The sequence below is a fragment of the Bradyrhizobium sp. HKCCYLRH3099 genome (genome assembly GCF_051167855.1).
Classification (GTDB): Bacteria; Pseudomonadota; Alphaproteobacteria; order Rhizobiales; family Xanthobacteraceae; genus Bradyrhizobium.
This window is the reverse complement of record NZ_JBNPTW010000008.1, coordinates 168262-191881: the sequence shown is the minus strand read 5'-3', so window position 1 is coordinate 191881 and position 23620 is coordinate 168262. Positions and strand designations below refer to the sequence as shown.

Genomic DNA, 23620 nt, shown 5'->3' with positions numbered 1-23620 from the left:
TTTCCTCCGTGTTCTCGTTGTTGTTCGCCGGCGTCAGGCTTTGGGCAGCCAGTCGATGTCGGAGAAGCCACGGTTGATGTAGCCGCCATGCTCGGCGGAGGAGCCCTCGTAGCCGAACTTCGGCCAGAGCTCCTTCTGATTGTAGAGCGACACCACGAGATCGCCGCGCAAGGTCTTGAAGAAGGTGGTCTGCTCGATGCCCACGAGCAGCGCGACGCGATCGGTCTCCCACGGCACCTTCGCATACGGCACCTTGTGGCGATCCCTGGCGTCCTGGTCGAGGCGTGCGATGCCATCATTGATCATCGCCTTGACGGCAGCATCTTCCGCCGCCTTGCCGTCCCACGGCTTGACGGCAGTGATGTAGTAGCGGTCGGCGAGGAAGTCGTGCGGATAGATGTCGCGCGCGACCTTCACCAGCGTCTTCAAGGTCGCCGGCGTCAGCGCCTTGGCATCCTCCGCCCAGGCATCGGTGACGCCGACGCCGGTCGCGGAGGCGACGGCGGCGGCCGGCACTGTCGCTGCCGCGCCCTTCAGGAAGACGCGGCGGTCGTATTTGTTACGGCGATCGACTTCTCTCATGGCAGTTTCCTCCGTGTGATTTTTATTTGTAATTCCGTGGTCTTGCGGCTCAGCCGAAGCGGCCGCCGCGCTGGATCACCTCGATCTTGTAGCCGTCGGGATCGCTGACGAAGAAGAAGCGGGCCAAGGTCGCGCCATTGTGCTTGAAGTCGCGCAAGGGGCCGGGCGCCAGGTTCTCGCGCTCGAAGCGGGCGTGCTCGGCATCGACATCGTCGACCACGACCGCGAGATGGCCGTAGCCGTCGCCGAGCGTGTACGGCTCCTTGCGGTCGAAATTGACGGTCAGCTCGACCTCGAACGGCGACGAGGGATGGCGCAGATAGATCAGCGCGAAGCCGTCGAAGCGGAGGTTGTCGGCGATCTCCAGGCCGAAGGCGCGCTTGTAGAAGTCCAGCGCCTTGGCCTCGTCGAAGACGCGGATCATGGAATGTACGGGCTTTGCCATCTCAATTGTCCTTCAGGTAGGTGATGATCGCGGCGCGAACGTCGGGCTTGGCCTGGCGATAGGCCATGACGGCGCCGGGGATCAGCTCTTGCGGATTGGTCAGCCAGGCGTCGAGCTTGGCCTCGTCCCAGGTGAAGTCGGCTTTCGCGAAGCCGGCGGAATAACGGAAGCCTTCGATGGAACCGGCGCGGCGACCGACGATCGTCGACAGCGGCGGTCCCTGTCGCATCGGCTCGGTGCTGCTCAGCGTGTGGCAGACACCGCATTGCTGCTTGAACAAGGTGGCGCCATCGGCGGGCTTGGGCGAGGGCAGTGCCATCTGCGCGGAGGCGATCGTGGTGCCGAGCACCGCGCTGCAAAACAGCCCGACAAAAACAGGCGCAAGCCGCGCCGCACGCCATCCCGACATCGATCCTCGCTCTCGTTTTTTCTGAGAGTAGGTTGCAGCCGATGTGGCGTGGTAGTAGCCGGCTGTTTCAGCGAGAACAAAGCAGGCGCGGCTCGTTGCAGCGCGGGAGATGAGTCAGCAATGCAGACTCATCGTGCTGTCATCAGGGGTGCGACGTTGTACGGGCGGCTCTGTACGAATCTATCTTCAGCGCCACACCGATCGTCATTCCGGGGCAAGGCCGCAGGCCTTGAACCCGGAATCTCGAGCTTGGCTTGCGTTCGTTTCCAACAATCTCGAGATTCCGGGTTCAATCGCCGATGCGCAAACGCGCATCGACGATTGCCCCGGAATGACGGGATTGGATGACAAGCTCAAGGCCGGCCAACTAATCGTCGAAACGTCTTGCGCCGCGGCCGGCCTTGACGTCGCTGCGCAGCTTCTTGCCTTCGAGACGGCGCTGCTTGGAGCCGAAGGTCGGCTTGGTCGGGCGGCGGACCTTCGGCCGCACCATCGCCTCGCGCAGCAGGGTCACGAGGCGCTCGATCGCATCGGCCTTGTTGCGCTCCTGGGTGCGGAAGCGCTCGGCCTGGATGACGATGACGCCGTTCTTGGTCATGCGCTGGCCGGCGAGACGGGCGAGCCGTGCGGCGGCATCCTCCGGCAGCGTGATACGGCTGGTGTCGAAGCGCAGTTGCGCCGAGGTCGACAGCTTGTTGACGTTCTGGCCGCCGGGGCCGGAGGCGCGCACGAACGAGATCTCGATGTCGTTCTCGTCGATGGCAAGGTCGCGGGAGATCCGCAGCATGGGGCACCAGGGAGATTCGAAGGCTTTCGTGGGCACCATAGCGGGTTTAGCGGCGGTGTGCGCGGGTGGGCAGTGACCAGATTTATGATGGTGCCGCGACGCTACCAAAACCTCCGCTGTCATCCCGGCGAACGCCGGGATCCATAACCACAGGGAGCGGTTTGGGGCAGGCTGGTCATGACCACCTTTCGCATCATTTCGGCTGCGGCGTATGGGTCCCGGATCGGCGCCACGCCGCGCTTCGCGCGTCGCGGCTTGTCCGGGACGACACCATTTGTGTTGTGGCAGCTGTGGTCAACCGCACCGAGGTGTGATGCGGCGTCGCCTCCGCTCAGTTCGTCTTCGTCACCGGCGCGGTGACCGGCGCCTGCGCCGGCTCGGCCGCCGCCTGCGGCGTGCGGCCGACCACCGCCGTCAGCAGGCCCTGGCTCCAGAGCTGCTTGGCCGCCTTCTTGGCATCGTCGAGCGTAACCGCGTTGACGATCTCGCTGCGCTTCTCGATGTAGTCGATCGGCATCTTGTCGAGCTGGTACTGCAGCATCGCCTGCGCCAGCTTGGAGGAGGTGTCGAGCGCCAGCATCTGCGAGCCGTTGATGTAGGACTTGGCCTCGTCGAGCTCCTGCTGGGTCGGACCTTCCTCGGCCATACGGCGGATCTCGCCCTCGACCGCGGCGATGGTCTCGCTGGCGCGGTCGAAGCGGGTCGCGGTGTTGCCGATGAAGAGGGCCGAGTGATCCATCCACAGCAGCGCGTCATAGACGGAGTAGGCGAGGCCGCGCTTCTCGCGCACCTCCTTGTACAGCCGCGACGACAGGCCGCCGCCGCCGAGGATGTGGTTGACCACATAGGCCGCCATGAAGTTCGGGTCGTGGCGGCGGATGCCGGGGCCGCCGAAGGTGATCACGGTCTGCGGCACGTCGAGCGAGACCAGCACGCGCTGCGGCGGCTTGGTGGCGACGACGTCTGGCACCGGCGTCAACTGCGCCTTGGCCGGCAGGCTGCCGAAGGTCTGGTCGAGCAGCTTGCCGAGCGTCGCCGGATCGACATCGCCGACGACGGCAACCTTCAGCGTGTCCTTGGCGAGGACGCGGCCGACATAGGCCTTGAGATCGTCGACGGTGATGCTCGGCACGCTGTCGAGCGTTCCGTTGGCGGGACGGCCATAGGGATGGTTCGGAAAGGCGAGCTCGAGGAATTTGCGGCCCGCGAGCGAGCTCGGGTTTGTGGTCTCGCGACGCAGCCCCGAAAGCACCTGCGACTTGATGCGCTCGACATCGGCGCTGTCGAAATGCGGCGAGGTCAGCGCCGTGCGCAACAGGTCGAACGCTTCGTCCTTATTGTCACGCAGCATGCGCAGCGAGCCGCGGAACTGATCGCGCGACACCTGAAACGACAGCTCGATGGCGCGGCGGTCGAGGCGCTCGTGGAAGGTCTTGGAATCGAGATCGCCGGAGCCCTCGTCGAGCAGGTCGGCGACGAGATTGCCGACGCCGGGCTTGCCCTGGGGATCTTGCGAGGCGCCGCCCTGGAAGGCGTATTCCATCGCGATCAAGGGGACGGTGGCGTCCTGGACGAACCAGGCCTCGATGCCGCCGGGCGAGACCAGGCGCTGGATCTTGGTCGCGGCCTGCGCGGCCGGTGCCAGCGTGAGCGCGGCAGCGGCAACGGCAAGCGTGCAGGCGAAACGGCGGGCGAAGCTCATTGTGCTCATCACGACCGCTTCTCCTCGCGCTTGGCCGCATTGTCCTTGATCAGATAGCCGGTCACCGAGCGCTTCTTCTGCAGCCAGGTCTGCGCGGCGGCGCGGACCTGCTCGGCGGTGACGGCGCGGATGCGGTCCGGCCAGCTCCGGATGTCCTCGATCGAGAGCCCCGTGGTGAGGCCGCCGCCATACCAGCGCGCCATCGTCGCCTGGTTGTCCTGGGCGTAGATCGCTTCAGCAATAAGCTGCGTCTTGACGCGCTCGAGATCCTCGGCGCGCACCGGGTTCTGCGCGAGCTCGGCGATGACGCTGTCGACGACGGCTTCAACCTGGGCAAACTCGACGCCCGGCCGCGGCGAGGCCGCGATCGAGAACTGGGTCGGATCGAGCGAGGTGCCCTGATAGGACGCGCTGGCATTGATCGCGAGCGGCTTGTCGACGACCAGCGCGCGGTAGAGATAGGAGTTGCTGCCGCTGCCCATCAGCTGCGCCAGCACGTCGAGCGCGGCCGACTGGCCGGGCGCTGCGGTCGTGGCCGAGGGCACCAGATAGAAGCGCCGCATCGAAGGCTGCTCGACATGCGGATCAGCGAGCGTGACGGTGCGCGGCGCCACCGGTTCCGGCTCCTGCGGCCGCATGCGGCGGGCGGGGATGTCGGGCTGGGAGGGGATCTTCGCGAACGTCTTTTCGACGAGCGGACGAACCTCGTTGACGTCGGTGTCGCCGGCAATCACCAGCGTCGCATTGTTGGGTGCATAGAAGCGGCGATAGAACGCCAGCGCATCCTCGCGGCTGAGCTTCTCGATCTCCGGCTTCCAGCCGATCACGGGACGGCCATAGGGATGGTTGACGTAGAGCGCCGCCATGATCTGCTCGTTGAGGCGGGCCTCCGGCGAGTTGGCGACGCGCATGTTGTACTCTTCGAGCACGACGTCGCGCTCGGGCAGCACGTTCTCGTCCTTGAGCACGAGGCCGGTCATGCGGTCGGCCTCGAACTCCATCATCTTCGGCAGCTGGTCGCGCGGCACGCGCTGGAAATAGCCGGTGTAGTCGACCGAGGTGAAGGCGTTCTCATTGCCGCCAATCTTCAGCACGGTCTTGGAGAACTCGCCGGCCGGATGTTTCTCGGTACCCTTGAACATCAGGTGTTCGAGGAAATGCGCGAGGCCCGATTTGCCGGGCGTCTCGTCGGCGGAGCCGACCTTGTACCAGATCATCTGCGTCACCACTGGGGTGCGGTGATCCTGGATGACGACGACCTGCAGGCCGTTGGGAAGCGTGAAGCTGGCGGGGGGCTCGGAGGCGAACGTCGTTTGCGCCGAAGCGCCGGCCGTGAACGCAAACAGGGAGACGAGTGCGGCGGCGACGGGAATGAACCGGTGCGAGGACATCATGATCCTTCTGAAAGCCCGCGGGAGGGCGGGGCGATCGGGTTTGAGCGCAGCATGCTACACCGCGCGGGACGGCGCCCGGCGTCACAAAACGGCGACATGGTGCCGCCCCAAGACATTAAATTTCGCTAACGCCGGCTTGAGCCGGCATCCCCGGAGAGGGTGAGGCGGTCGCCGCCGTCACCGTTCCTTGCCGGTCATGATGTCCAGCTGCTTGCCGCCGATCGGCTCCATCTTGCCGGTGCCATAGGCATAGCTGGACGAGGGGGTCTGGTAGCCCGGCGGCGGCTGGGTCAGGCTCTCGCGCTGCGGCTCGCTGGTAAACTGCTTGGTCTCGGTGTCCGTGCCCTTGAACATACCGAACAGGCCGCCCTTGAAGCCGAGCTGCGACGGGCTCATCATCGGGTTGTTGCTGACGCCGGGCTGGATCGGCTCGGTCGACTTGGCGGACGCCGTGCGGCCGGCGCGCATCTCGGCGGGGGTCAGCGGACGCGAGGCGGCGACCGGATCCTTGTTGTCCTTCTTGCGCGCGGCGGCGGCCGCGCGGCGCTGCTGCTCGTCGGGGTCCTTCGGCCAGTTCGGCGCGGTCGCCTGGGCCGCGGAGGCCGGCGGCGGCAGGTCGAGCTTGGGCGGGACCACCAGCGGCGAGCGCTCGCGGTAATTGATGGTCGGCGTCTCCATGTTGGTGCCGCCGAGGCCGCGCATCACGTTGTCGATGATCTTCTCTTCGAAGGTCTTGTCGTCTTCCTCGTCCTCCTGGGCACGGGCCGCGCCCGTGGCCATGATGACGCCGATGCCGAGCACGACTGCCGAAAGGCGCAGGGCGCGAATGGCTGGGCGGCTCACGATCCGGCCGCTGACTTCGGTCTTGCGCATGGCTTTCCCTGTCCTCGCTTGTCCAGTGGTCGTGCTCCGACGAACCGGCCGCGACTCCATCGTCTGAATAACCCGCGCCCCCAGGGGCCGTCCGGTCATCGCGCCGATCTCGAAAACGTGAAGAACGTCAGGCTCTTGACCCCAAGTCACCCCGGGGATCGGCACCGGCCGGTATCGACCCGGATCAGGGCGCTTTTGCGGCGGAGCCCCCGAAGAAGGAGTCATACAGCAGGCCCGCCACCCCGGCAACGATGGCCACATCGGCCATGTTGAAGATGTACCAATTGTAGACCGTGCCGCCGATCTGGACGTGGAACAGCGCGAAATCGACCACGGCGCCGAACGCCAGCCGGTCGATGCCGTTGCCGATCGCGCCGCCGATGATCAGGCCGAGCGCCAGCGTCGCCAGCTTGGTTTCCGCCCTGAGCATCCAGATGCCCAGCGCGATCACCGCGACCACCTTCACCGCCATCAGACCGTATTGCGCCAGCGGTGAGTCGTTCTGCAGCCAGCCGAAGCTGATGCCGATGTTCCAGGCCAGCACGAGATCGAAGAACGGCGTGATCTTGACGGTGCCGCGGTTCGGCAGATCGAACCCGTAGAGCAGCCACAGCTTGGTGGCCTGGTCGATGATGAGGGTGGCGACGGCGGCGAGCAGGCCGAGGCGGAGACGGGGGGTCATTGGACGCTGGTGAGTTGACGACCAAGCCGGCCACGAACACAGCTGTCGTCCCGGCGAACGCCGGGACCCATACTGCGGACGGCCAATTGGTGGAAAGGACTCGGAGTCATCAGTCTTTGCTCACCAGGACGGCCGGTGATTATGGGTCCCGGCGTTCGCCGGGACGACGGCGGAGTGTGACGCGCGATCGCGGATCACACGCCCACTCCCAGCGCCTTCCATTCGCGCAGCGCCTTCGCGTCGCGGGGGGAGACGTCGGGATAGTCCTTGTCCTCGCCGACGCTCTCCAGGATCTTCCAGGAGCGGGCGCACTTCCTGCCGACGGCTTTCTCGACCACCACCGCCACACCCGGCACCGCATCCAGCCGGAACGCCTCGGCCGGCGCGTCGCCCTCGCGGACCTCGTAGTTCGAGGTGATGCAGACCTCGGCGAGGTCGGTGTCGAACAAGGTGCCGAGCAGGGCGCGGTCGGCGACGTAGATGATCGGCGAGGCCTCCAGCGAGGAGCCGATGGTCTTCGCCGCACGCGCCAGCTCCAGCGCGCCGGTGACGACGCGTCTGACGTTGCGGATGGCCTCCCATTTCGCGGCGAGCGCATCGTCGCGGTAGCCGTCCATCGCATCCGGGAACAAGGTCAGATGCACAGACGGCTCGGCGTCCGGGCGATACATCCGCCAAGCCTCATCGGTGGTGAAGGAGAGCACCGGCGCCAGCCATTTCAGGATGGCGTCGCAGATCAGGTCGATCGCGGTCAGCGCCGCCTTGCGCGCCACCGATGACGGCGGATCGCAATACAGCGTGTCCTTGCGGATGTCGAAATAGAACGCCGACAGCTCGGTGTTCATGAACGCCGCGAGCGAGGCGATCACGGTCTTGTAGTCGAACGCGGCATAGGCGCGGCGGATCACCTCGGCCTGCTGCGACAGCTGATGCAGCATCAGCCGCTCCAGCTCCGGCATGTCGGCGAACGCGACGGCCTCGCTGCGCTTGTAGTGATGCAGCGTGCCGAGCATCCAGCGGATGCTGTTGCGCAGCTTGCGGTAGGTCTCGATGGTGTTCTTCAGGATCTCCGGGCCGATGCGCTGGTCGTCGGCATAGTCAGTGGCGCAGACCCAGAGTCTGAGGATGTCGGCGCCGGAGTCTTTGATGACCTTCTGCGGCTCGATGGTGTTGCCGAGCGACTTCGACATCTTGCGGCCGTTCTCGTCGAGCGTGAAGCCGTGCGTCAGCACGACGTCGTAAGGCGCACGGCCGCGGGTGCCGCAGCTCTCGAGCAGCGACGAGTGGAACCAGCCGCGATGCTGGTCCGAGCCTTCGAGGTACATCACCGTATCCTGGCCGCCATCGACCTTGCGCTTGATGCCGGCGAGGCCCGGGAAGTGCACGGGGTCTTCCAGCACGAAGGCGTGGGTCGAACCGGAGTCGAACCAGACGTCGCAGATGTCGTCGACCTTCTTCCAGTCCTCGTTGGCCTTGGGGCCGAGGAAACGTTCGCGCGCGCCATCGGCGTACCAGGCGTCGGCGCCTTCTTTTTCGAAGGCGTCAGAAATGCGGGCGTTCACCGCCTCGTCCTGCAGGATCTCGGCGGAGCCGTCGCCCTTCTCGCGCACGAACACGGCGATCGGCACGCCCCAGGCGCGCTGGCGCGAGATCACCCAATCCGGACGGTTGGCGATCATGCCGTTGATGCGGTTCTGGCCGGCGGCCGGTACCCATTGCGTCACCGAGATCGCGCGCAGCGCGCGCGCGCGCAGGGTGTCGCCGGACTTCGCCTGGCCGTGGTCCGCAATGTCCTTGTCCATCGCGATGAACCATTGCGGCGTGTTGCGGAAGATCACCGGCTTCTTGGAGCGCCAGGAATGCGGGTACTGATGCTTCAGACGGCCGCGCGCCAGCAACTGGCCGGCGTCGGTCAGCGCCTTGATGACGGCCTCGTTGGCGTCGCCCTTTTCGCCCTTGTCGTTGATGACGCGCTTGCCGGTGAAGCCCGGCGCGTGGTCGGTCAGCGCGCCGTTCTCGTCGACGGTGTAGGGGATCGTGGTCGCGATGCCCCGGCCCTCGAGCTCGCGCGCATTCGCCATCCAGACGTCGAAGTCCTCGCGGCCGTGGCCGGGGGCGGTGTGCACGAAGCCGGTGCCGGTGTCGTCGGTGACGTGCTCGCCCGACAGCAGCGGCACGACGAAATTGTAGCCGCCTGCGAGGCCCTTGAACGGATGGGCGCATTCGACGGCATCCAGCGTGTCGCCGGGGATGTCGCGCAGCTTGGCGTAGCTCGTGACGCGCGCCTGCTTGAACACGCTGTCGGCGAGCGCGTCGGCCAGGATCAGCTTGTCGCCGGCCTTCGCCCAGTTGTCCGCCGGTGCGTCGGTGATCTCATAGAGGCCGTAGGCGATCTTGGGCGAGAACGAGATGGCGCGGTTGCCGGGCAGGGTCCAGGGCGTGGTGGTCCAGATCACGACCGAGGCGCCGGCCAGCGCGCCATGCGCTGGCGACGTCACCGGAAACTTCACCCACACCGTGTCGGACTGATAGTCCTCGTACTCGACCTCGGCCTCGGCCAGCGCGGTCTTCTCGACCACGCTCCACATCACGGGCTTGGAGCCGCGATACAGCGTTCCGTTGGCGGCGAACTTCATCAGCTCGCGCGCGATCTGGGCCTCGGCCGGATAGGTCATGGTGGCGTAGGGATGGTCCCAGTCGCCGATCACGCCGAGACGCTTGAACTCCTCGCGCTGCACGTTGAGCCAGTGCTCGGCATAGGCGCGGCACTCCTTGCGGAACGCGACCATGGCGGCGCTGTCGCGGAAGTCGGGCTTGGTCTTGCCCTTCTTGCGATAGTTCTCCTCCTCGATCTTCCACTCGATCGGCAGGCCGTGGCAGTCCCAGCCCGGCACGTAGTTGGAATCGTGGCCGAGCATCTGCTGGCTCTTGGTCACGACGTCCTTGAGGATCTTGTTGAGCGAATGCCCGATATGGATGTTGCCGTTGGCGTAGGGCGGGCCGTCATGCAGGACGAATTTCGGCCGTCCGTTCGCGGTCGCGCGCAGCTTGCCGTAGAGGTCGATGTCGTTCCAATATTTCAGCAGCTCCGGCTCGCGCTGCGGCAGGCCGGCGCGCATCGGGAAGTCCGTCTGCGGCAGATAGAGGGTCTTGGAATAATCTTTGTCGGCTTTTTGGGCGTCGGACTTTTGCGGCTTCTCGGACATCGTGATCTGGCTTGATGAGCTCAAAGAGGGGCGCGGAGGCGCGATCTGCGATCGCGGGCGGCGGAACGAGCAGAGACATCCCGGTCTTGCGCCGAGCTCGAAAAGCTCAGGCGGAAGCCGGGCCGCTAATGCCGATGGTGCGCCGTATCAACATGGGGCTCCCTCATAGCAGCCGGGCGGCCAAATCGCAAAGTGATCTGCGCGTCAGCGCTCTCCAGATGCGGTCATTCCGGGGCAGCCCGTCAGGGCTGAACCCGGAATCTCGAGATTCCGGGTTCGATGCTGCGCATCGCTCCGGAATGACGGCGTGCATGGAGGACGCAGGTCAGCCGATCTCGCCGAGCCGGGGGAAGAGGCCGGCGCTCGCCGCCAGCAGGGCGCGGGCCTTGGCGCTGTCGTCGTCCATCTGCCGGATCAGGGCGTCGATCGAGGTGAATTTCGCCTCCTCGCGGATGAAGCCGATGAAGGCGACATCCAGCACCTCGCCATAGAGGCTGTCCTTGAAATCGAACAGAAACGTCTCCAGCAGCGGCGCGCCATTGTCGAAGGTCGGCCGGCGGCCGAAATTGGCGACGCCGTCGATCAGAACCCGGTTGGCGCCGCGGCCGCGGCCGACCCGGACGGCATAGATGCCGTGACGCAGGCCGCAATCGCGATCGAGCCGCATGTTGGCGGTGGGGTAGCCGAGGTCGCGGCCGCGCTTTTCGCCATGGATGACCTCCGAGGAGACGAACCAGGGACCGCCCAGCATGGCGGTGGCCTCCGCGACCTGGCCCTCGGCCAGCGCCTCGCGGATCGCGGTCGACGACACCGGCCGCTCGTCGATGTCGACATGCGGCTGGACCTCGACGGTGATCCCGAGCTTGGGCGCCTCATTGGCGAGCAGGGTCGGGGAGCCGACCCGGCCCTTGCCGAAATGAAAGTCGTAGCCGACGGCAATTCCGGCCACGCCGAGCCGGCCGATGAGATCGTGGTGAATGAAGTCCTGCGCCGGGGTCTGGGCCCGGCCCTTGTCGAAAGTCATGACCACGGCACCGTCGAGCCCGGCGCCGGCCAGCAGCCGCAGCTTGGCGGCCTCGTCGGTCAGCCGGAATTGCGGGGTATTCGGGCTGAAAAAGCGCCGCGGATGCGGCTCGAAGGTCAGGGCCAGCGCCGGGCGGCCCTTGGCCCTGCCCATCGCGATGGCGGCGTCGATCACGGCCCGATGGCCGAGGTGAACGCCGTCGAAATTCCCCATCGCCACCACCGCGCCCTTGAGGATGTCCTGTGGCGGGGTGGAATCGCGGATGATCGTGAAAGCTGACATCTGACGGAAATATCTCGCGAATTTGTCAAGTTCCCCGATCCGGCGGGGTGCCTTCGACCGTGGGCGGGCGGCCTGCCGAAGTCAAGCCAAAGGGGCCGCGAATTCATGCAGCGCAGCAATAGCGACATGCGGCCGCAGCGCAGTTAACGCGCTGTTTAACGGCTGATGCTACTGCTTGGACCGGATGGCGGGGTCGCTGAAAGACCTGAGCCGAAAGAGCGTTTTGGTAACAGTCTGCGCGTTGTGTTCGCGTTGGGGGAGTCAAGATGGCGGTTGATTTGACGATGCCGGTGCTCGTCGTCGACGATTACAGCACCATGATCCGGATCATCAGGAATCTTCTGAAGCAGATCGGGTTCGAGGACATCGACGACGCGAGCGACGGCTCGATGGCGCTCAACAAGATGCGCGCCAAGAAGTACGGCCTCGTGATCTCCGACTGGAACATGGAGCCGATGACCGGCTACGACCTGCTCCGCGAGGTCCGCGCCGATCCGAACCTGGCGACCACGCCGTTCATCATGATCACGGCGGAATCCAAGACCGAGAACGTGATCGCGGCCAAGAAGGCCGGCGTGAACAACTACATCGTCAAGCCGTTCAACGCCGCGACCCTGAAGACCAAGATCGATGCGGTGTTCCCGGACATGGCGACGGCCTGAGGGCCGATCCGATCTCATCACGGAAAAAAGACGCCCGGCATTGCCGGGCGTTTTTCGTTTCAGGCTCCGCTCACCACTTCAATTCGCGCATCAGCGCGCGGGGAGGGTGGCCGAACAGCTCCTTGACCGAGGCGGGGTCGAGCTGTTCGACGCCGGCGAACTCCTCGGAATGGATGCCGCGGGTGACGAACAGGCAGTCGATGCCGAAGCCGTGCGCGCCGGCGAGATCGGTGCGGACGGAATCGCCGATCGCCAGCACCTCCTCGCGCGCGACCTGTCGCCTGGCATGCTGCTCGGCGAGCTGCATGGCGCGCTCGTAGATCGGCCGGTGCGGCTTGCCGTAGAAGATCACCTCGCCGCCCAGCTCGCGATACAGCTCGGCGATGGCGCCGGCGCAGTAGATCAGCCGGTCGCCGCGCTCGACCACGATGTCGGGATTGGCGCAGATCAGCGGCAGCTTGCGCTCGCGCGCCTGCAGCAGCATCGCCCGGTAGTCCTCGGCGGTCTCGGTCTCGTCGTCGTACAGGCCGGTGCAGATGATGTAGGAGGCGTCCTCCAGCGGCGACAGGGTGACGTCGAGGCCGCGATAGATGGAGTTGTCGCGCTCGGGGCCGAGCCAGAACACCTTGCCGCCGGGATGATCGGCGACGTAGTGCCGGGTCAGGTCGCCGGAGGAGACGATCGCGCTATAGACCTCGTCGGCTACGCCGAGCTTGCGCAATTGCCGTTGCACCGAATCGGCGGGACGCGGCGCGTTGGTGATCAGGATCACCGTGCCGCCCTGCTGCCGGAACCGATGCAGCGCCTCGCAGGCCTCGGGGAACGACTCCAGCCCGTTATGGACGACGCCCCAGATGTCGCTCAGCAGAACCTGCTTGCGGACGAGAAGATCGCGCAGCCGCGCCTCGAAGTGGAGCGCGGTCATGCGAGGGGCCGTGCCTCAGTGCGTGCCGGCGATACGGCGGACGAGCGCGGCATTGCCGCTGCGCGTCGGACCGATGCTGTTCGAGACGTCCAAAGTGGTATTGCCGGCGGCATTCTGGTCCTGAATCTTGATGTCCTGCCCGCCCGAGGGGGTGGAAGCGGCCTCGCCGGTAGCAGATGCGCCTTCCGGTCGCAATGGGCGGGGCGGCGCGAACAGGAAGCCCTGGCCGAAGCGGACGTCGTAGTCGAGCAGGTCGACGACGCTGCCCTCGCCCTCGATCCGCTCGGCGATCAGGTCGATGCCGAAACGGCCGAGCAGGTCGGATAGATCGGTCGGGTGGATGTCGGACACCGAGCTCTGCTTCGGGTCGAGCAGCAGCGCGGCCGGCACCTTGATGAAGCGGACGCCGCGATCGGCAAGCTCGCGCGGCTCGAAGCGGAGGTCGGTGACGTGGTCCATCGAGAACCGGTAGCCGCGCTGCGCCAGCGCCGCGAGGTGCTCGGTCTCTGTCGGGCCGAGGTTGCGCAAGGTCGACTGCTTGAATTCGAGCACGAAAGACGACGCCAGCGCCCGGTTGGCTTCGAGGAAGTCGAGGCACTGCGAAAAGTTCTCGGGGTTGCTCAAGGTCGCGGCGGAGATGTTGCAGAAGATCCCGACATCCTTGTTGCGCACCATCAGGCGCCGCAGCACCTGGACGCAACGGAGCATCACCATGTGATCGATCCGACCGACGAGCCCGGCGCCCTCGGCGATGCCGATGAAATCCTCCGCCGCAACGACCTGGTCGCGCTCGTCGCGCAACCGGGTCACCGCCTCGTAGAAGCGCACCTTGCGCTGAGGCAGCGTCACCAGCGGCTGCAGGTAGATGTCCATGCGGTTGTCGTCTATGGCGCTTTTGACGGCGGCAAGGATCTGGGCCTGGGTCCGCGGGACTGCCGGTGCCGGCGGGGCGACCGCAGGCGTGGCAGCGACGGGCGCGGCGACCGGCGCTTTCGCCACCGGAGCCGGCGCCGGCCCGACGGTCGCGATCGCTTCCTTCTTGAGCTCGATCGGCGCGGACGGCGCGGCCTTCGGATCGGGATAGACGGCCGACGCCGCGGGGGGCGCGACCGCGGCCGGAGCTTCGCGCGCAGGCACGGACGTTGCGTCCGCCGCTGCTGCCGGCATCGCGGCGATCAGATCCTCATGCTGGGCCACGGTGACGGCGAGCTGCTTCATCAGTCCGCCGAGCTCGTTGATCTCGCCGATCACGCCCTGCAGGCGATCGGAGCTGACCGAGTTCGACGACACGATGCGTCCTTCGACAGCCGACAGCCGCCGGCCGAACTCGGCGACCTGACGGGCGAGGTCGGCCGTTCCGCGCGACAGATCGGCGATCTGGCTGCCGACATCGGTGCGGTCGCGCAGCCGCATCGAGACGGCGTTGTAGAGGATGAGGAAGGTCAGCGCCGTCAGCGCGACGATCGCGGATTCCGACCCACTGATGCCGGCCACCGAATACAAGATCAGGCCGAGCGACGCCGCGACCAGAACCATGCAGATGGCGATGAAAATCGTGGAAATACGGATCATGCTGCGCGACGCTCCCAACCGAATGCAACCTTAGCACTTCTGTTGATTCGCGAGGATAGTCGGCAGGATTCAAATACCGGGCGTGGCTGACGATTTCCCCATCGCGTGTCATTTACGCATGTTCGCGTCTGACAGCGAAGTGTCATCGTAGTGGGATGGTCCCGTAGAACGACGGGGTGCACCATCCCGACATGTGTCTGGATGTGTTCACTGCTCCGAGGCGTCTCGAAGACCGTGGCAAAACACGCGCGTCAGCCGGGACCGCCGTCCCGGCATGCGCGCGTTGCTGATCAGCTCAGATAATTCGCCGATGCTTCGACGGCGATCGAAGCGCTCAGTCGTTGTGCTGGCGACGCCGGCGCAGCGCCGCAACTCCGAGCAGCAGGGCGGCAACGGCGACGCCGACGGGCACGTTGACCCGGCCGAGACCACCGCTGTGATTCGTCGAACTCGCCGATGGCGCCAGCGGGATGGTGTCGGGATCGATCTCGTCGGCGTCGGGCTGCCGCGCCACCGGCGCGGCGATCGCCACGCGCAGCCGGCTGCCGAGCGAGGGATAATGCGGCGTCGGGCTGCGCAGCTTGACCGCCGCGATCACCGCGCAGATGACCGCCAGCGCCAGCATGATGCCGCCGACCACCGCGAAGGCGGTGAACAGGCCGTAGGTCATTTCCACCCACCGGAATAGCGCGGTCAGGCCGACGATGCAGGCTGCGATCAGGAAGATTCCCGCCGTGGCGAACAGCCCGGCCGCGACGGCATAGGAGGTCACCGTGCCCGTCGCCTGTCGCGTGCGATCCCGCATATAGGCCTGGGTGGCGCGCTTGACGCGGTTCAGCCTCTGCTCGAGGCCCAATTGCAGGAGCTCTCCTGGCGGTGCGAGCATGCGCGTCCTCCGAAAATCGTCGCCGCGCGCGAACCGCCGGCTCGCGACATGAACGTGGAGGATTTGCGAAGGTTCCCGGCGGGGAGGGGGCGGGGCTCACGACGATTGTTGCCGGAAGCGCGGTCTAGCATCGATTGATGCCCTGTCCGGAAGCAGCCAAACAGGTGGCACAACTCGGAAGAAATAGTAATTTTCTGCCGGAAAGATCGTTGGCGTCAATGGAACGGGAAGGTCCCGCGGTGATGGCTCGGTTTCTGCTGCCTGAAAATCCATGGATGTACACTTACGGCGCCGACGCGCTCGACGGGGACGTTGACAAGATCGCCTTCGAAGAGCCTGTGGCTTACGCGCTGGAGCTCTATCGTCCCTGGCGAGGGTTTGGCGGCGGTGCGCGGGTCTCAAGCTGCCACATGCCGACGAGACTGCGTTTGAGAGGCCGCAAGCGGAAGCTGGTCGATTTCGACAACCAGTTTCACATGCTGCTGGTCAGCCGCCGATTCCTTGACCTGGTCGAGGGCCTTCAGAAGGACATCCAGTATTTTCCAGTCGAATGCATCTGGCGCGACGGCTCCGAGGCCGGCCAGTTCTACTTCTTCTTCACGACGGTGCTGCGCGATGCGGTCAACCGAGAGAAGACGAATGCGACGTGGGCTCCGACACCTCGCGGCGGATTGTGGCAACCCAAACCGGGTGAGATATTTGCATTCGACAAAGACCGTATCGGGGGCATGCACATGTGGGTCGATCCGCACATGCCGACGAAGGGGCCGCTGGTCACTGAGGAGTTGTTCAAGAGACTGAAAGGAGCGGAAATCCGCTCGTTCTATGATGCTCCGCTATATGCAGAAATTTGAGCAACTGGCCAGTGGCTGATTGCGGGGGGGCTTCGATCGTAGCTGCTCTGCGCCGCCCGTTCTAAGCAAGAAGCCAACTCCAGCATCACGGCCTTCTAGTCCGGTCAAAACAAAATGGCGGCCGCGAGGGCCGCCATTTCATCGAGCTCGATGAACGCGCGGCTTACGCCACGGCCTTGATCACCTTGCCGACCTTCTCGACGATCTCGCCGATCTGGTCCTCGTTGATGATCAGCGGCGGCGTCAGAGCAAGGGTGTCGCCGGCGATGCGCAGCATCAGGTCGGTGTTGTGGAAGGCCTGCTCCATCGCCTGATAACCGCGCTTGCCGACGGCGTCGGGCAGCGGCGCGAGGTCGATGCCGGCGGTGAGGCCGACGGTGCGGATGTCGAGCACGTTGGGCAAGCCCTTCAGCGACATCACGGCGTCGGCCCATTTCGGCTCGATCGCCTTGGTGTGCTCGAACAGCTTTTCGTCGCGATAGATGTCGAGCGTGGCGAGCCCGGCGGCGCAGGCGATCGGATGCGCCGAGTAGGTGTAGCCATGGGTGAACTCGACCATGTGCTCCGGGCCGCTCATGAACGCGTCGTGGATGGTGTCGCGCACCAGCACGCCGCCCATCGGTGCCGCGCCATTGGTGACGCCCTTGGCGAAGGTCAGCAGGTCCGGCGTCACACCGTAGCGCTCAGCGGCGAAGGCATGGCCGAGACGGCCGAAGCCGGTGATGACCTCGTCGAAGATCAAGAGGATGCCGTGCTTCTGGGTGATCTCGCGCAGGCGCTTGAGATAGCCCTTCGGCGCCGGGATCACGCCGGTGGAGCCGGCCATCGGCTCGACGATGACGGCGGCGATCGTGTTGGCGCCGTGCAGGCCGACGAGGGTCTCGAGCTCCTCGGCGAAGTGCGCGCCATATTCCGGCTCGCCCTTGGTGAAGGCCTGCTTCTCGCGGTCATAGGTTGCCGGGATGTGGTCGACACCGGTGAGCAGGGTGCCGAACAGCTTGCGGTTGTTGACGATGCCGCCGACCGAGGTGCCGCCGAAGCCGACGCCATGATAGCCGCGGACGCGGCCGATCAGGCGGGTGCGGCTGCCCTGGCCGTTGATCTGGTGATAGGCGAGCGCCATCTTCAGCGCGGTGTCGGCAGCCTCCGAGCCGGAGTTGCAGAAGAACACGTGGTCGAGACCGGCGGGCGCGAGGTCGGCGATGCGGTTCGCGAGTTCGAACGCCTGGGGAATGCCGAACTGGAAGGGCGGCGCGTAGTCGAGCGCTGCGGCCTGCTGGCCGATGGCTTCCGCGATCTGGGTGCGGCCGTGACCGGCGTTGCAGCACCACATGCCCGCGGCAGCGTCGATGATCTTGCGGCCGTCGACGGTGATGTAGTGCATGTCCTTGGCGCCGGCGAGCATGCGCGGATTCTTCTTGAACGCGCGGTTCGCGGTGAACGGCATCCAATGCGCGGCAAGATCATTCGGAACGGTGACGGCGGGGCGGGGGCTCTTGTCCAGCATGGGGACCTCTTCGGACGTTCAAGGCAGATTGTGCGACGGCGACAGCATGACCCGGAAAGGTGGCAAACCGGTTGCCAGACACTGACCGAAACGGATCGTGCGTGAGGGGCCTGAATGCGCGCGCCGACGTCGTCAGCGGATGATCCGGGCCGGCGCCAAGCTATCAGTTTCGCGGACGGACGGAAACGCCAAAGGTCCGGCGTTCCCGCTGCCCTGGTGAGCGAATTCTGCACAGCGGCAGCAGTTTGTGCCGAATCCTGGAAGTCCGCTGCGTCATTTCGCGCCAGCGCGCGGCGGTGCGGAGCCTCACACCAGATCGCGCGCGGTGATCCAGAACACCTCGCCCTCGGAGTCCTCGGTATCGAGCCACAGCAGCGGCAGGTCGGGATAGGCGGCCTCGATCTGCGGCCGGTCGCGGCCGACCTCGCACAGCAGCCCGCCTTCGGCGGTCAGGTGATCGCGGGCCTCGCTGATGATGCGGTGGATGATATCGAGCCCATCGGCGCCGCCGTCGAAGGCAAGTGCCGGCTCGGCGCGGCATTCCCGGGGCAGGCCCGCCATGCCCTCGGCATCGACATAGGGCGGATTGCTGATGATCAAATCGTAGCGGCGCTGGCTCAGCGGCGCGAACAGATCGCCGCGATGCAGCGTGACACGCTCGCCGAGGTCGTAGTCGGCGACGTTCTTGGCGGCGACGGCAAGCGCATCCTTGGAGATGTCGACCGCGTCGATGACAGCGTTCGGGAAGTGGCGGCTGGCGAGGATGGCGAGGCAGCCGGAGCCGGTGCAGAGGTCGAGCACGCTGTCGACCGCCAGGGGATCGTCGATCAGCGAGGTGCCGTCAGCTTCGGCCCCACCGAAATGCGTCTCCAGCAGCTCGCCGATGAACGAGCGCGGCACGATGACGCGCTCGTCGACATAGAACGGCAGGCCGCGCATGTAGACCTTGTTGACCAGGTACGCTGCCGGCTTGCGCGTGGCGATTCGGGCCGTGATCAGGTCGAGGATGGTCTTGCCCTCGGCCGCGGTGACCCGCGCGGTGACGAAGGTCTCGAACTGCTCGGGCCGCAGATGCAGCGCCTCGCCGATGAGGAACGCGGCCTCCGACACCGGATCGGTTGTGCCATGCGCGAACACCAAATCGGCGTTCTGGAAGCAGCTCACGGCGTAGCGCAGGTAGTCGAGCAGTGTCGCCAGCTCGCCGGCATTGACCTTCGGCAGCCTCAGTGCCGCCGGCTTGCGCGGCGCAGCCGCCTTCGCCTTCTTTGCCATCACTTCGTCCAGCGCGCCGCGGCGGCATCGTCGTGGCTTTTGGCCTCGACCCAGCTGCCGCCATCTTCGGTTTCCTCGCGCTTCCAGAACGGCGCGTTGGTCTTGAGATAATCCATCAGGAACTCGGCCGCCTCGAACGCGGCCCGGCGGTGGCTCGATGCGGTCACCACCAGCACGATGTTCTCGCCCGGCGTGATGCGGCCGAAGCGATGGATCACGGTGAGGCCCTGCAGCGGCCAGCGCGCCATCGCCTGCTCGGCATGGCGCATGATCTCGGCTTCCGCCATGCCCGGATAATGCTCGAGCGTCAGCGCCGAGATCGGCGTGGCGTGGTCGTTGCCACGGCACAGGCCGGAGAAGCTGACGACGGCGCCGACGTCGGTGCGGCCTCGGCCCAGCGCCGCGATCTCGGCGGCGGTGTCGAAATCCTCGTGCTGCACGCGGACGGTGACGATCGCGGTCATGGTGTTTGTTTCCGGCGCGCGTCAGCCGCCGGTCATCGGCGGGAAGAAGGCAATCTCGCGGGCGCCTGATATCGCCGTGTCCGGCTGCACATGGGTCTGGTCGATCGCGGTGCGGATCACCTTGGGCTTCTCGAACGCATAGGCATAGCCCTCGCCGCGTTCGGTCAGCCACGCAATCAGCTCGCTGACGGTGCGGACGTCGGCCGGCGGTTCGATGGTCTCCTCGGCCTTGCCGATGCGCTCGCGCACCCAGGCGAAATATTTCACCTTCATCGCGAATCCTCTTCGATGAGGTGGTGGATGCCGGCCCGGAAATAGTCGTAGCCGGTGTAGATCGTGAAGATCGCCGAGGCCCACAGCAGCACGATGCCGATCATGGTCACCACCGGAACCACCTGGTCGCCGGCCTCGCCCGCGAGCAGGAAGCCGATCGCGATCAGCTGCATCGTGGTCTTCCACTTCGCGACCTTGGTCACGGGCACGCTGACCCGCAGCGCGGCGAGATATTCGCGCAGGCCCGAGACCAGGATCTCGCGGCAGAGGATCACGATCGCGGCCCACAGGGTCCAGCCATGGATGCTGTTGTCGGCGGCCAGCATCAGCAGGCACGAGGCGACCAGCAGCTTGTCGGCGATCGGGTCGAGCATGCGGCCGAACGCCGATTGCTGGTTCCAGATGCGGGCGTAATAGCCGTCGAGATAGTCGGTGATGGCAGCGGCGATGAACACGGCCACCGCGACCCAGCGCAGCCACAGCGGATAATCCATGATGGACTGCGCGTAGATGCAACCGACCACGACCGGTATCGCGGCGATGCGCGTATAGGTCAGGATGTTCGGCAGGGACGTCGACGTCTTGCTGGGCACGCGTGTGGTCGCAATATTCATCCGGTGTACCAATACTGCCGCCGTTCGAACGTCAACCTCCGAGCCGGGCCGCCCGGGCAGGATGACGCAGATATGACGCAAATCGCAACGAGGTCCTGCGGAGATAGGAACTCTCCCGCCCGGATACAAAGAGAGCGGTAACGCTTCCTTAAGCAACCCGGCGCGCCCGCGCCAGTGTCGAGATCGGCGCGCCGCGGTGGGCCCGCCGATCCTTCTTATTGCGGTGCAGTGACAGCTGCGCGACCGCGCGGCGCGGCTCCGGCTTGTCAGATCGCCTCGGCCGCGTGCACTGCGCACCAATGCGCCTGGCGCTCCGCGAACACGCGGTCGCGGACATAGGCCAGCGTCTCGTCGTCGAAGGTCTCGATTACCTCCAGGCTGAAGGCGGCTTCGCCATGCGCCGTCCAGGCCGCCTGCAGTCCGCCGCGGCGATGGCCGCCCTGGCGCAGGGTGAACCAGAGCCGATTCTGGATTTTGTCGAGATCGGGCGCGCAGCCGACCCAGCGCGCGCCGGTGGCGGCGCAGGTCACGGCATAGATGCCGGCGGGGGTCTTGCGTTCCTTGTAGGCGGCTGCGGCCGCCTTGCGCTGATCGGGGGTCATGGTGGTGCTCCGGATTTTCGTCCGGGTGGATATCAGATAATTATATCCGGGTAAAATGCTTTCCGTGCCCCCAGTGCAAGAAGCAGGGCACCAGCCCATCGACGTCATTCCGGGGCGCCCGAAGGGCGAGCCCGGAATCCATAACCACGAGAGTGAGTGGTGATGCGGGATGATCGCCACAGCCTGTCCCGTTCACACGTCCGCCTGTGGCTATGGATTCCGGGCTCGCGCTGCGCGCGCCCCGGAATGACGGTGGAGAGGGGCGGGCTCAAGCCGCGGCGGGACTCTCGCCGGATCGGCGAACCGCCCTCAGCTCACATTGCTGTGGAAGTACTCGAAAATCTTCCGCGCACTCTCCGCGGAGACGCCCGGCACCTTGCCGAGGTCGGCGATCGAGGCGCGCTCGATCTCCTTCAGGGTGCCGAAATGGTGCAGCAGCGCGCGCTTGCGGGACGGGCCGATGCCGGGGATCTCCTGCAGGCCGGCTTCGCGGATGTCCTTCTTGCGCAGCTTGCGGTGCGAGCCGATGACGAAGCGATGCGCCTCGTCGCGCAGGCGCTGGATGAAATACAGCACGGGGTCGCGCGGCTCGAGCTTGATGGCTTCGCGCTCGGGAATGAACAGCGTCTCGCGGCCAGCGTCGCGATCCGGGCCCTTGGCGACCGACATCAGCGCGACGTTGCTGACGCCGAGCTCGGTGAAGATCTCGCGGACGGCATTGAGCTGGCCGCGGCCGCCGTCGATGATGACGAGATCAGGCCATTGCGGCACGTCGTCCTCCTTCGCGGCGCGCGCGAGGTCCTTCTCCGACGGAGCGACCAGCCGCTTGAAGCGGCGCTGCAGCACCTCCTTCATCATCGCGTAGTCGTCGCCGGGCGTGAGCCCCTCCGACTTGATGTTGAACTTGCGGTACTGGTTCTTCATGAAGCCGTCGGGACCGGCGACGATCATCGCGCCGACCGCGTTGGTGCCCTGGATGTGGCTGTTGTCGTAGACCTCGATGCGCTTCGGCACCTGCGGCAGCGCGAGCGTCGCGGTCATCGCCTCCAGCAAGCGGCTCTGCGTTGCGGTGTCGGCGAGCTTGCGGCCCAGCGCCTCGCGCGCATTGGTCAGCGCATGCGTGACGAGATCCTTCTTCTCGCCGCGCTTCGGGCAGGACACCTCGACCTTGTGGCCGGCCTTGACGCACAGTGCCTCGGCGAGCAGCTCGGCCTCCTCGATCTCGTGCGACAGCAGGATCAGTTTCGGCGGCGGCTTGTCGTCGTAGAATTGCGAGAGGAAGGCGGACAGCACCTCCTCCGGAGTGAACGTCTTCTCGGCGCGCGGGAAGTAGGCGCGATTGCCCCAGTTCTGGCCGGTGCGGAAGAAGAACACCTCGACGCAGGAGAAGCCGCCCTCCTGGTGAATGGCGAACACGTCGGCTTCCTCGACCGTGCGCGGATTGATGCCCTGCTGCGAGGAGATCGCCGACAGCGCGGCGAGACGGTCGCGATAGACGGCCGCGGTCTCGAATTCGAGCTCGGCGGAGGCCTTCTCCATCTCGCCTGCGAGCAGCGACTTCACCGCCTGGCTGCGGCCGGACAGGAAGTCGGTCGCCTCGCGCACGAGCTCGGTGTAGCCGGGAAAGTCGATCTCCTGGGTGCAGGGCCCGGCACAGCGGCGGATCTGGTGCAGCAGGCAGGGCCGGCTGCGGCTCTCGAAGAACGAATCGGTGCAGGAGCGGATCAGGAAAGCACGCTGCAGCGCCGTGATGGTGCGGTTGACCGCACCGGCCGAAGCGAACGGGCCGAAATAGCGCCCCGGCCGCGACTGCGCGCCGCGATGCTTGAGGATCTGCGGCGCCCAATGGTCGCCGGTGATCAGGATATAGGGGAACGATTTGTCGTCGCGCAGCTGCACGTTGAAGCGCGGCTTGAGCTGCTTGATCAGGTTCGCTTCCAGCAGCAGCGCCTCGGTCTCCGTCGTCGTCGAGACGATCTCGACGCTCACGGTGGCCGCGATCATGCGCAAGATGCGCGCCGGCAGCGGCGCGTTGGCGCGCGCATAGGACGACAGCCGCTTTTTGACGTTCTTGGCCTTGCCGACGTAAAGCACGTCATGGGCCGCATTGAGCATGCGGTAGACGCCGGGCGAGGTCGGCGCCAGCCGCACCGCGTTCTCGATGGCGGCATGGCCGGTCGCGAGCGGGCCTTCGCCGATCGGCTCCAGGCTCTCCTCGGTCAGCTCTGGCAGCCGGCCCTCGTCATCCTCATCGGCGGGCGCCGCGGGATCGAGATCTGGCGTGTCGGCCGCCTCGGGCGGCAGGTCGGCCGCGGCGCCACGGCGGCTGTCAGGCGCCGGCGCCTTGGGTGGATCGGAGCTGTGGGTGGTCATGTCCGACAAGTTAAGCGCTGCCGCGCCGTCTCGCCAGCGTGCGCGCGCGCCATGCACAGGGCAGGGCCGACGGCGGTAACGCTTCGTTAAGCACGTTAATGGCTCGCTAACCCGGCTTAACAACGGCTTAACCTAAAACTCTCGATAAATGCTCACGAAAAAAGTTGGAGTTCCGTAACCACACCGGCCCGCGCCGTCGCGCGGCGCTTGCTCCGGGTGGTGGCGGCAAG

22 protein-coding genes are annotated in these 23620 nt (G+C 66.0%); 2 read left to right on the top strand and 20 right to left on the bottom strand.

Annotation, left to right across the window (positions count from 1 at the left end):
* Nucleotides 1-33: 33 nt before the first annotated feature.
* The 10 genes from ACQR1Y_RS18055 to ACQR1Y_RS18010 all read right to left on the bottom strand — a co-directional run bounded on the left by ACQR1Y_RS18055 (nucleotide 34) and on the right by ACQR1Y_RS18010 (nucleotide 11386).
* The gene (locus ACQR1Y_RS18055) at nucleotides 34-582 is read right to left on the bottom strand and encodes a gluconate 2-dehydrogenase subunit 3 family protein (protein ID WP_434877599.1); all 549 of its coding nucleotides are present in this window, start codon (nucleotides 580-582) and stop codon (nucleotides 34-36) included.
* Nucleotides 583-631: 49 nt separating this feature from the next.
* The gene (locus tag ACQR1Y_RS18050; RefSeq protein ID WP_006610406.1) at nucleotides 632-1027 is read right to left on the bottom strand and encodes a VOC family protein; all 396 of its coding nucleotides are present in this window, start codon (nucleotides 1025-1027) and stop codon (nucleotides 632-634) included.
* 1 nt (nucleotide 1028) lies between these two features.
* Nucleotides 1029-1346, bottom strand: a complete 318-nt coding sequence (locus ACQR1Y_RS18045; protein ID WP_434877651.1) for a c-type cytochrome — start codon at nucleotides 1344-1346, stop codon at nucleotides 1029-1031.
* 457 nt (nucleotides 1347-1803) lie between these two features.
* Entirely contained in the window at nucleotides 1804-2223 is a 420-nt protein-coding gene (gene arfB / locus ACQR1Y_RS18040; RefSeq protein WP_006610408.1) for an alternative ribosome rescue aminoacyl-tRNA hydrolase ArfB, read from the bottom strand.
* 331 nt (nucleotides 2224-2554) lie between these two features.
* Entirely contained in the window at nucleotides 2555-3934 is a 1380-nt protein-coding gene (locus tag ACQR1Y_RS18035; RefSeq protein ID WP_434877598.1) for a M16 family metallopeptidase, read from the bottom strand.
* Complete coding sequence (locus ACQR1Y_RS18030) at nucleotides 3934-5319, bottom strand: M16 family metallopeptidase (protein ID WP_434856147.1); 1386 nt, start codon at nucleotides 5317-5319, stop codon at nucleotides 3934-3936. The genes ACQR1Y_RS18035 and ACQR1Y_RS18030 overlap by 1 nt, the downstream gene beginning before the upstream one ends.
* Before the next feature lie 177 nt (nucleotides 5320-5496).
* Nucleotides 5497-6192, bottom strand: a complete 696-nt coding sequence (locus tag ACQR1Y_RS18025) for a hypothetical protein (protein WP_434856146.1) — start codon at nucleotides 6190-6192, stop codon at nucleotides 5497-5499.
* 184 nt (nucleotides 6193-6376) lie between these two features.
* Nucleotides 6377-6874 (bottom strand): signal peptidase II, encoded by a 498-nt coding sequence (lspA, locus tag ACQR1Y_RS18020; protein ID WP_434877597.1) that lies wholly within the window; start codon nucleotides 6872-6874, stop codon nucleotides 6377-6379.
* Between the two features lie 194 nt (nucleotides 6875-7068).
* Nucleotides 7069-10080, bottom strand: a complete 3012-nt coding sequence (gene ileS, locus ACQR1Y_RS18015) for an isoleucine--tRNA ligase (protein ID WP_434877596.1) — start codon at nucleotides 10078-10080, stop codon at nucleotides 7069-7071.
* 325 nt (nucleotides 10081-10405) lie between these two features.
* Nucleotides 10406-11386, bottom strand: coding sequence for a bifunctional riboflavin kinase/FAD synthetase (locus tag ACQR1Y_RS18010; RefSeq protein ID WP_434856143.1), 981 nt, complete (start codon nucleotides 11384-11386; stop codon nucleotides 10406-10408).
* Nucleotides 11387-11652: 266 nt separating this feature from the next.
* Here ACQR1Y_RS18010 and ACQR1Y_RS18005 point away from each other — a divergent pair, with 266 nt between their 5' ends.
* The gene (locus tag ACQR1Y_RS18005) at nucleotides 11653-12048 is read left to right on the top strand and encodes a response regulator (RefSeq protein ID WP_006613531.1); all 396 of its coding nucleotides are present in this window, start codon (nucleotides 11653-11655) and stop codon (nucleotides 12046-12048) included.
* 70 nt (nucleotides 12049-12118) lie between these two features.
* On the opposite strand, the gene ACQR1Y_RS18000 is transcribed toward ACQR1Y_RS18005, so the two are convergent.
* The 3 genes from ACQR1Y_RS18000 to ACQR1Y_RS17990 all read right to left on the bottom strand — a co-directional run bounded on the left by ACQR1Y_RS18000 (nucleotide 12119) and on the right by ACQR1Y_RS17990 (nucleotide 15431).
* Complete coding sequence (locus tag ACQR1Y_RS18000; RefSeq protein WP_434877595.1) at nucleotides 12119-12973, bottom strand: TIGR01459 family HAD-type hydrolase; 855 nt, start codon at nucleotides 12971-12973, stop codon at nucleotides 12119-12121.
* 15 nt (nucleotides 12974-12988) lie between these two features.
* Nucleotides 12989-14545 (bottom strand): EAL domain-containing protein, encoded by a 1557-nt coding sequence (locus tag ACQR1Y_RS17995; RefSeq protein ID WP_434877594.1) that lies wholly within the window; start codon nucleotides 14543-14545, stop codon nucleotides 12989-12991.
* Between the two features lie 334 nt (nucleotides 14546-14879).
* Complete coding sequence (locus tag ACQR1Y_RS17990) at nucleotides 14880-15431, bottom strand: phage holin family protein (protein WP_434877593.1); 552 nt, start codon at nucleotides 15429-15431, stop codon at nucleotides 14880-14882.
* 242 nt (nucleotides 15432-15673) lie between these two features.
* On the opposite strand from ACQR1Y_RS17990, the gene ACQR1Y_RS17985 reads away from it, so the two are divergent.
* Nucleotides 15674-16285, top strand: coding sequence for an imm11 family protein (locus ACQR1Y_RS17985; RefSeq protein WP_434877592.1), 612 nt, complete (start codon nucleotides 15674-15676; stop codon nucleotides 16283-16285).
* 163 nt (nucleotides 16286-16448) lie between these two features.
* Here the strand turns inward: ACQR1Y_RS17985 and ACQR1Y_RS17980 are convergent, their stop codons facing one another.
* The 7 genes from ACQR1Y_RS17980 to uvrC form a co-directional block, all read right to left on the bottom strand.
* On the bottom strand, nucleotides 16449-17792 hold the full coding sequence (locus tag ACQR1Y_RS17980) for an aspartate aminotransferase family protein (protein ID WP_434877591.1): 1344 nt from the start codon (nucleotides 17790-17792) through the stop codon (nucleotides 16449-16451).
* 306 nt (nucleotides 17793-18098) lie between these two features.
* Nucleotides 18099-19064: a 50S ribosomal protein L3 N(5)-glutamine methyltransferase gene (gene prmB / locus ACQR1Y_RS17975; RefSeq protein ID WP_434877590.1), complete on the bottom strand. Its 966-nt coding sequence runs from the start codon at nucleotides 19062-19064 to the stop codon at nucleotides 18099-18101.
* Nucleotides 19064-19528: a molybdenum cofactor biosynthesis protein MoaE gene (locus tag ACQR1Y_RS17970; RefSeq protein WP_434877589.1), complete on the bottom strand. Its 465-nt coding sequence runs from the start codon at nucleotides 19526-19528 to the stop codon at nucleotides 19064-19066. Before ACQR1Y_RS17970 ends, prmB begins: the two co-directional genes overlap by 1 nt.
* 21 nt (nucleotides 19529-19549) lie before the next feature.
* On the bottom strand, nucleotides 19550-19801 hold the full coding sequence (gene moaD, locus ACQR1Y_RS17965) for a molybdopterin converting factor subunit 1 (protein ID WP_434877588.1): 252 nt from the start codon (nucleotides 19799-19801) through the stop codon (nucleotides 19550-19552).
* Nucleotides 19798-20415: a CDP-diacylglycerol--glycerol-3-phosphate 3-phosphatidyltransferase gene (pgsA, locus tag ACQR1Y_RS17960; protein WP_035647124.1), complete on the bottom strand. Its 618-nt coding sequence runs from the start codon at nucleotides 20413-20415 to the stop codon at nucleotides 19798-19800. The genes moaD and pgsA overlap by 4 nt, the downstream gene beginning before the upstream one ends.
* Nucleotides 20416-20681: 266 nt before the next feature.
* Nucleotides 20682-21017 (bottom strand): GIY-YIG nuclease family protein, encoded by a 336-nt coding sequence (locus ACQR1Y_RS17955; RefSeq protein WP_434856134.1) that lies wholly within the window; start codon nucleotides 21015-21017, stop codon nucleotides 20682-20684.
* A 309-nt stretch (nucleotides 21018-21326) separates the two neighbouring features.
* Complete coding sequence (gene uvrC / locus ACQR1Y_RS17950) at nucleotides 21327-23390, bottom strand: excinuclease ABC subunit UvrC (protein WP_434877587.1); 2064 nt, start codon at nucleotides 23388-23390, stop codon at nucleotides 21327-21329.
* Between the last annotated feature and the right edge of the window lie 230 nt (nucleotides 23391-23620).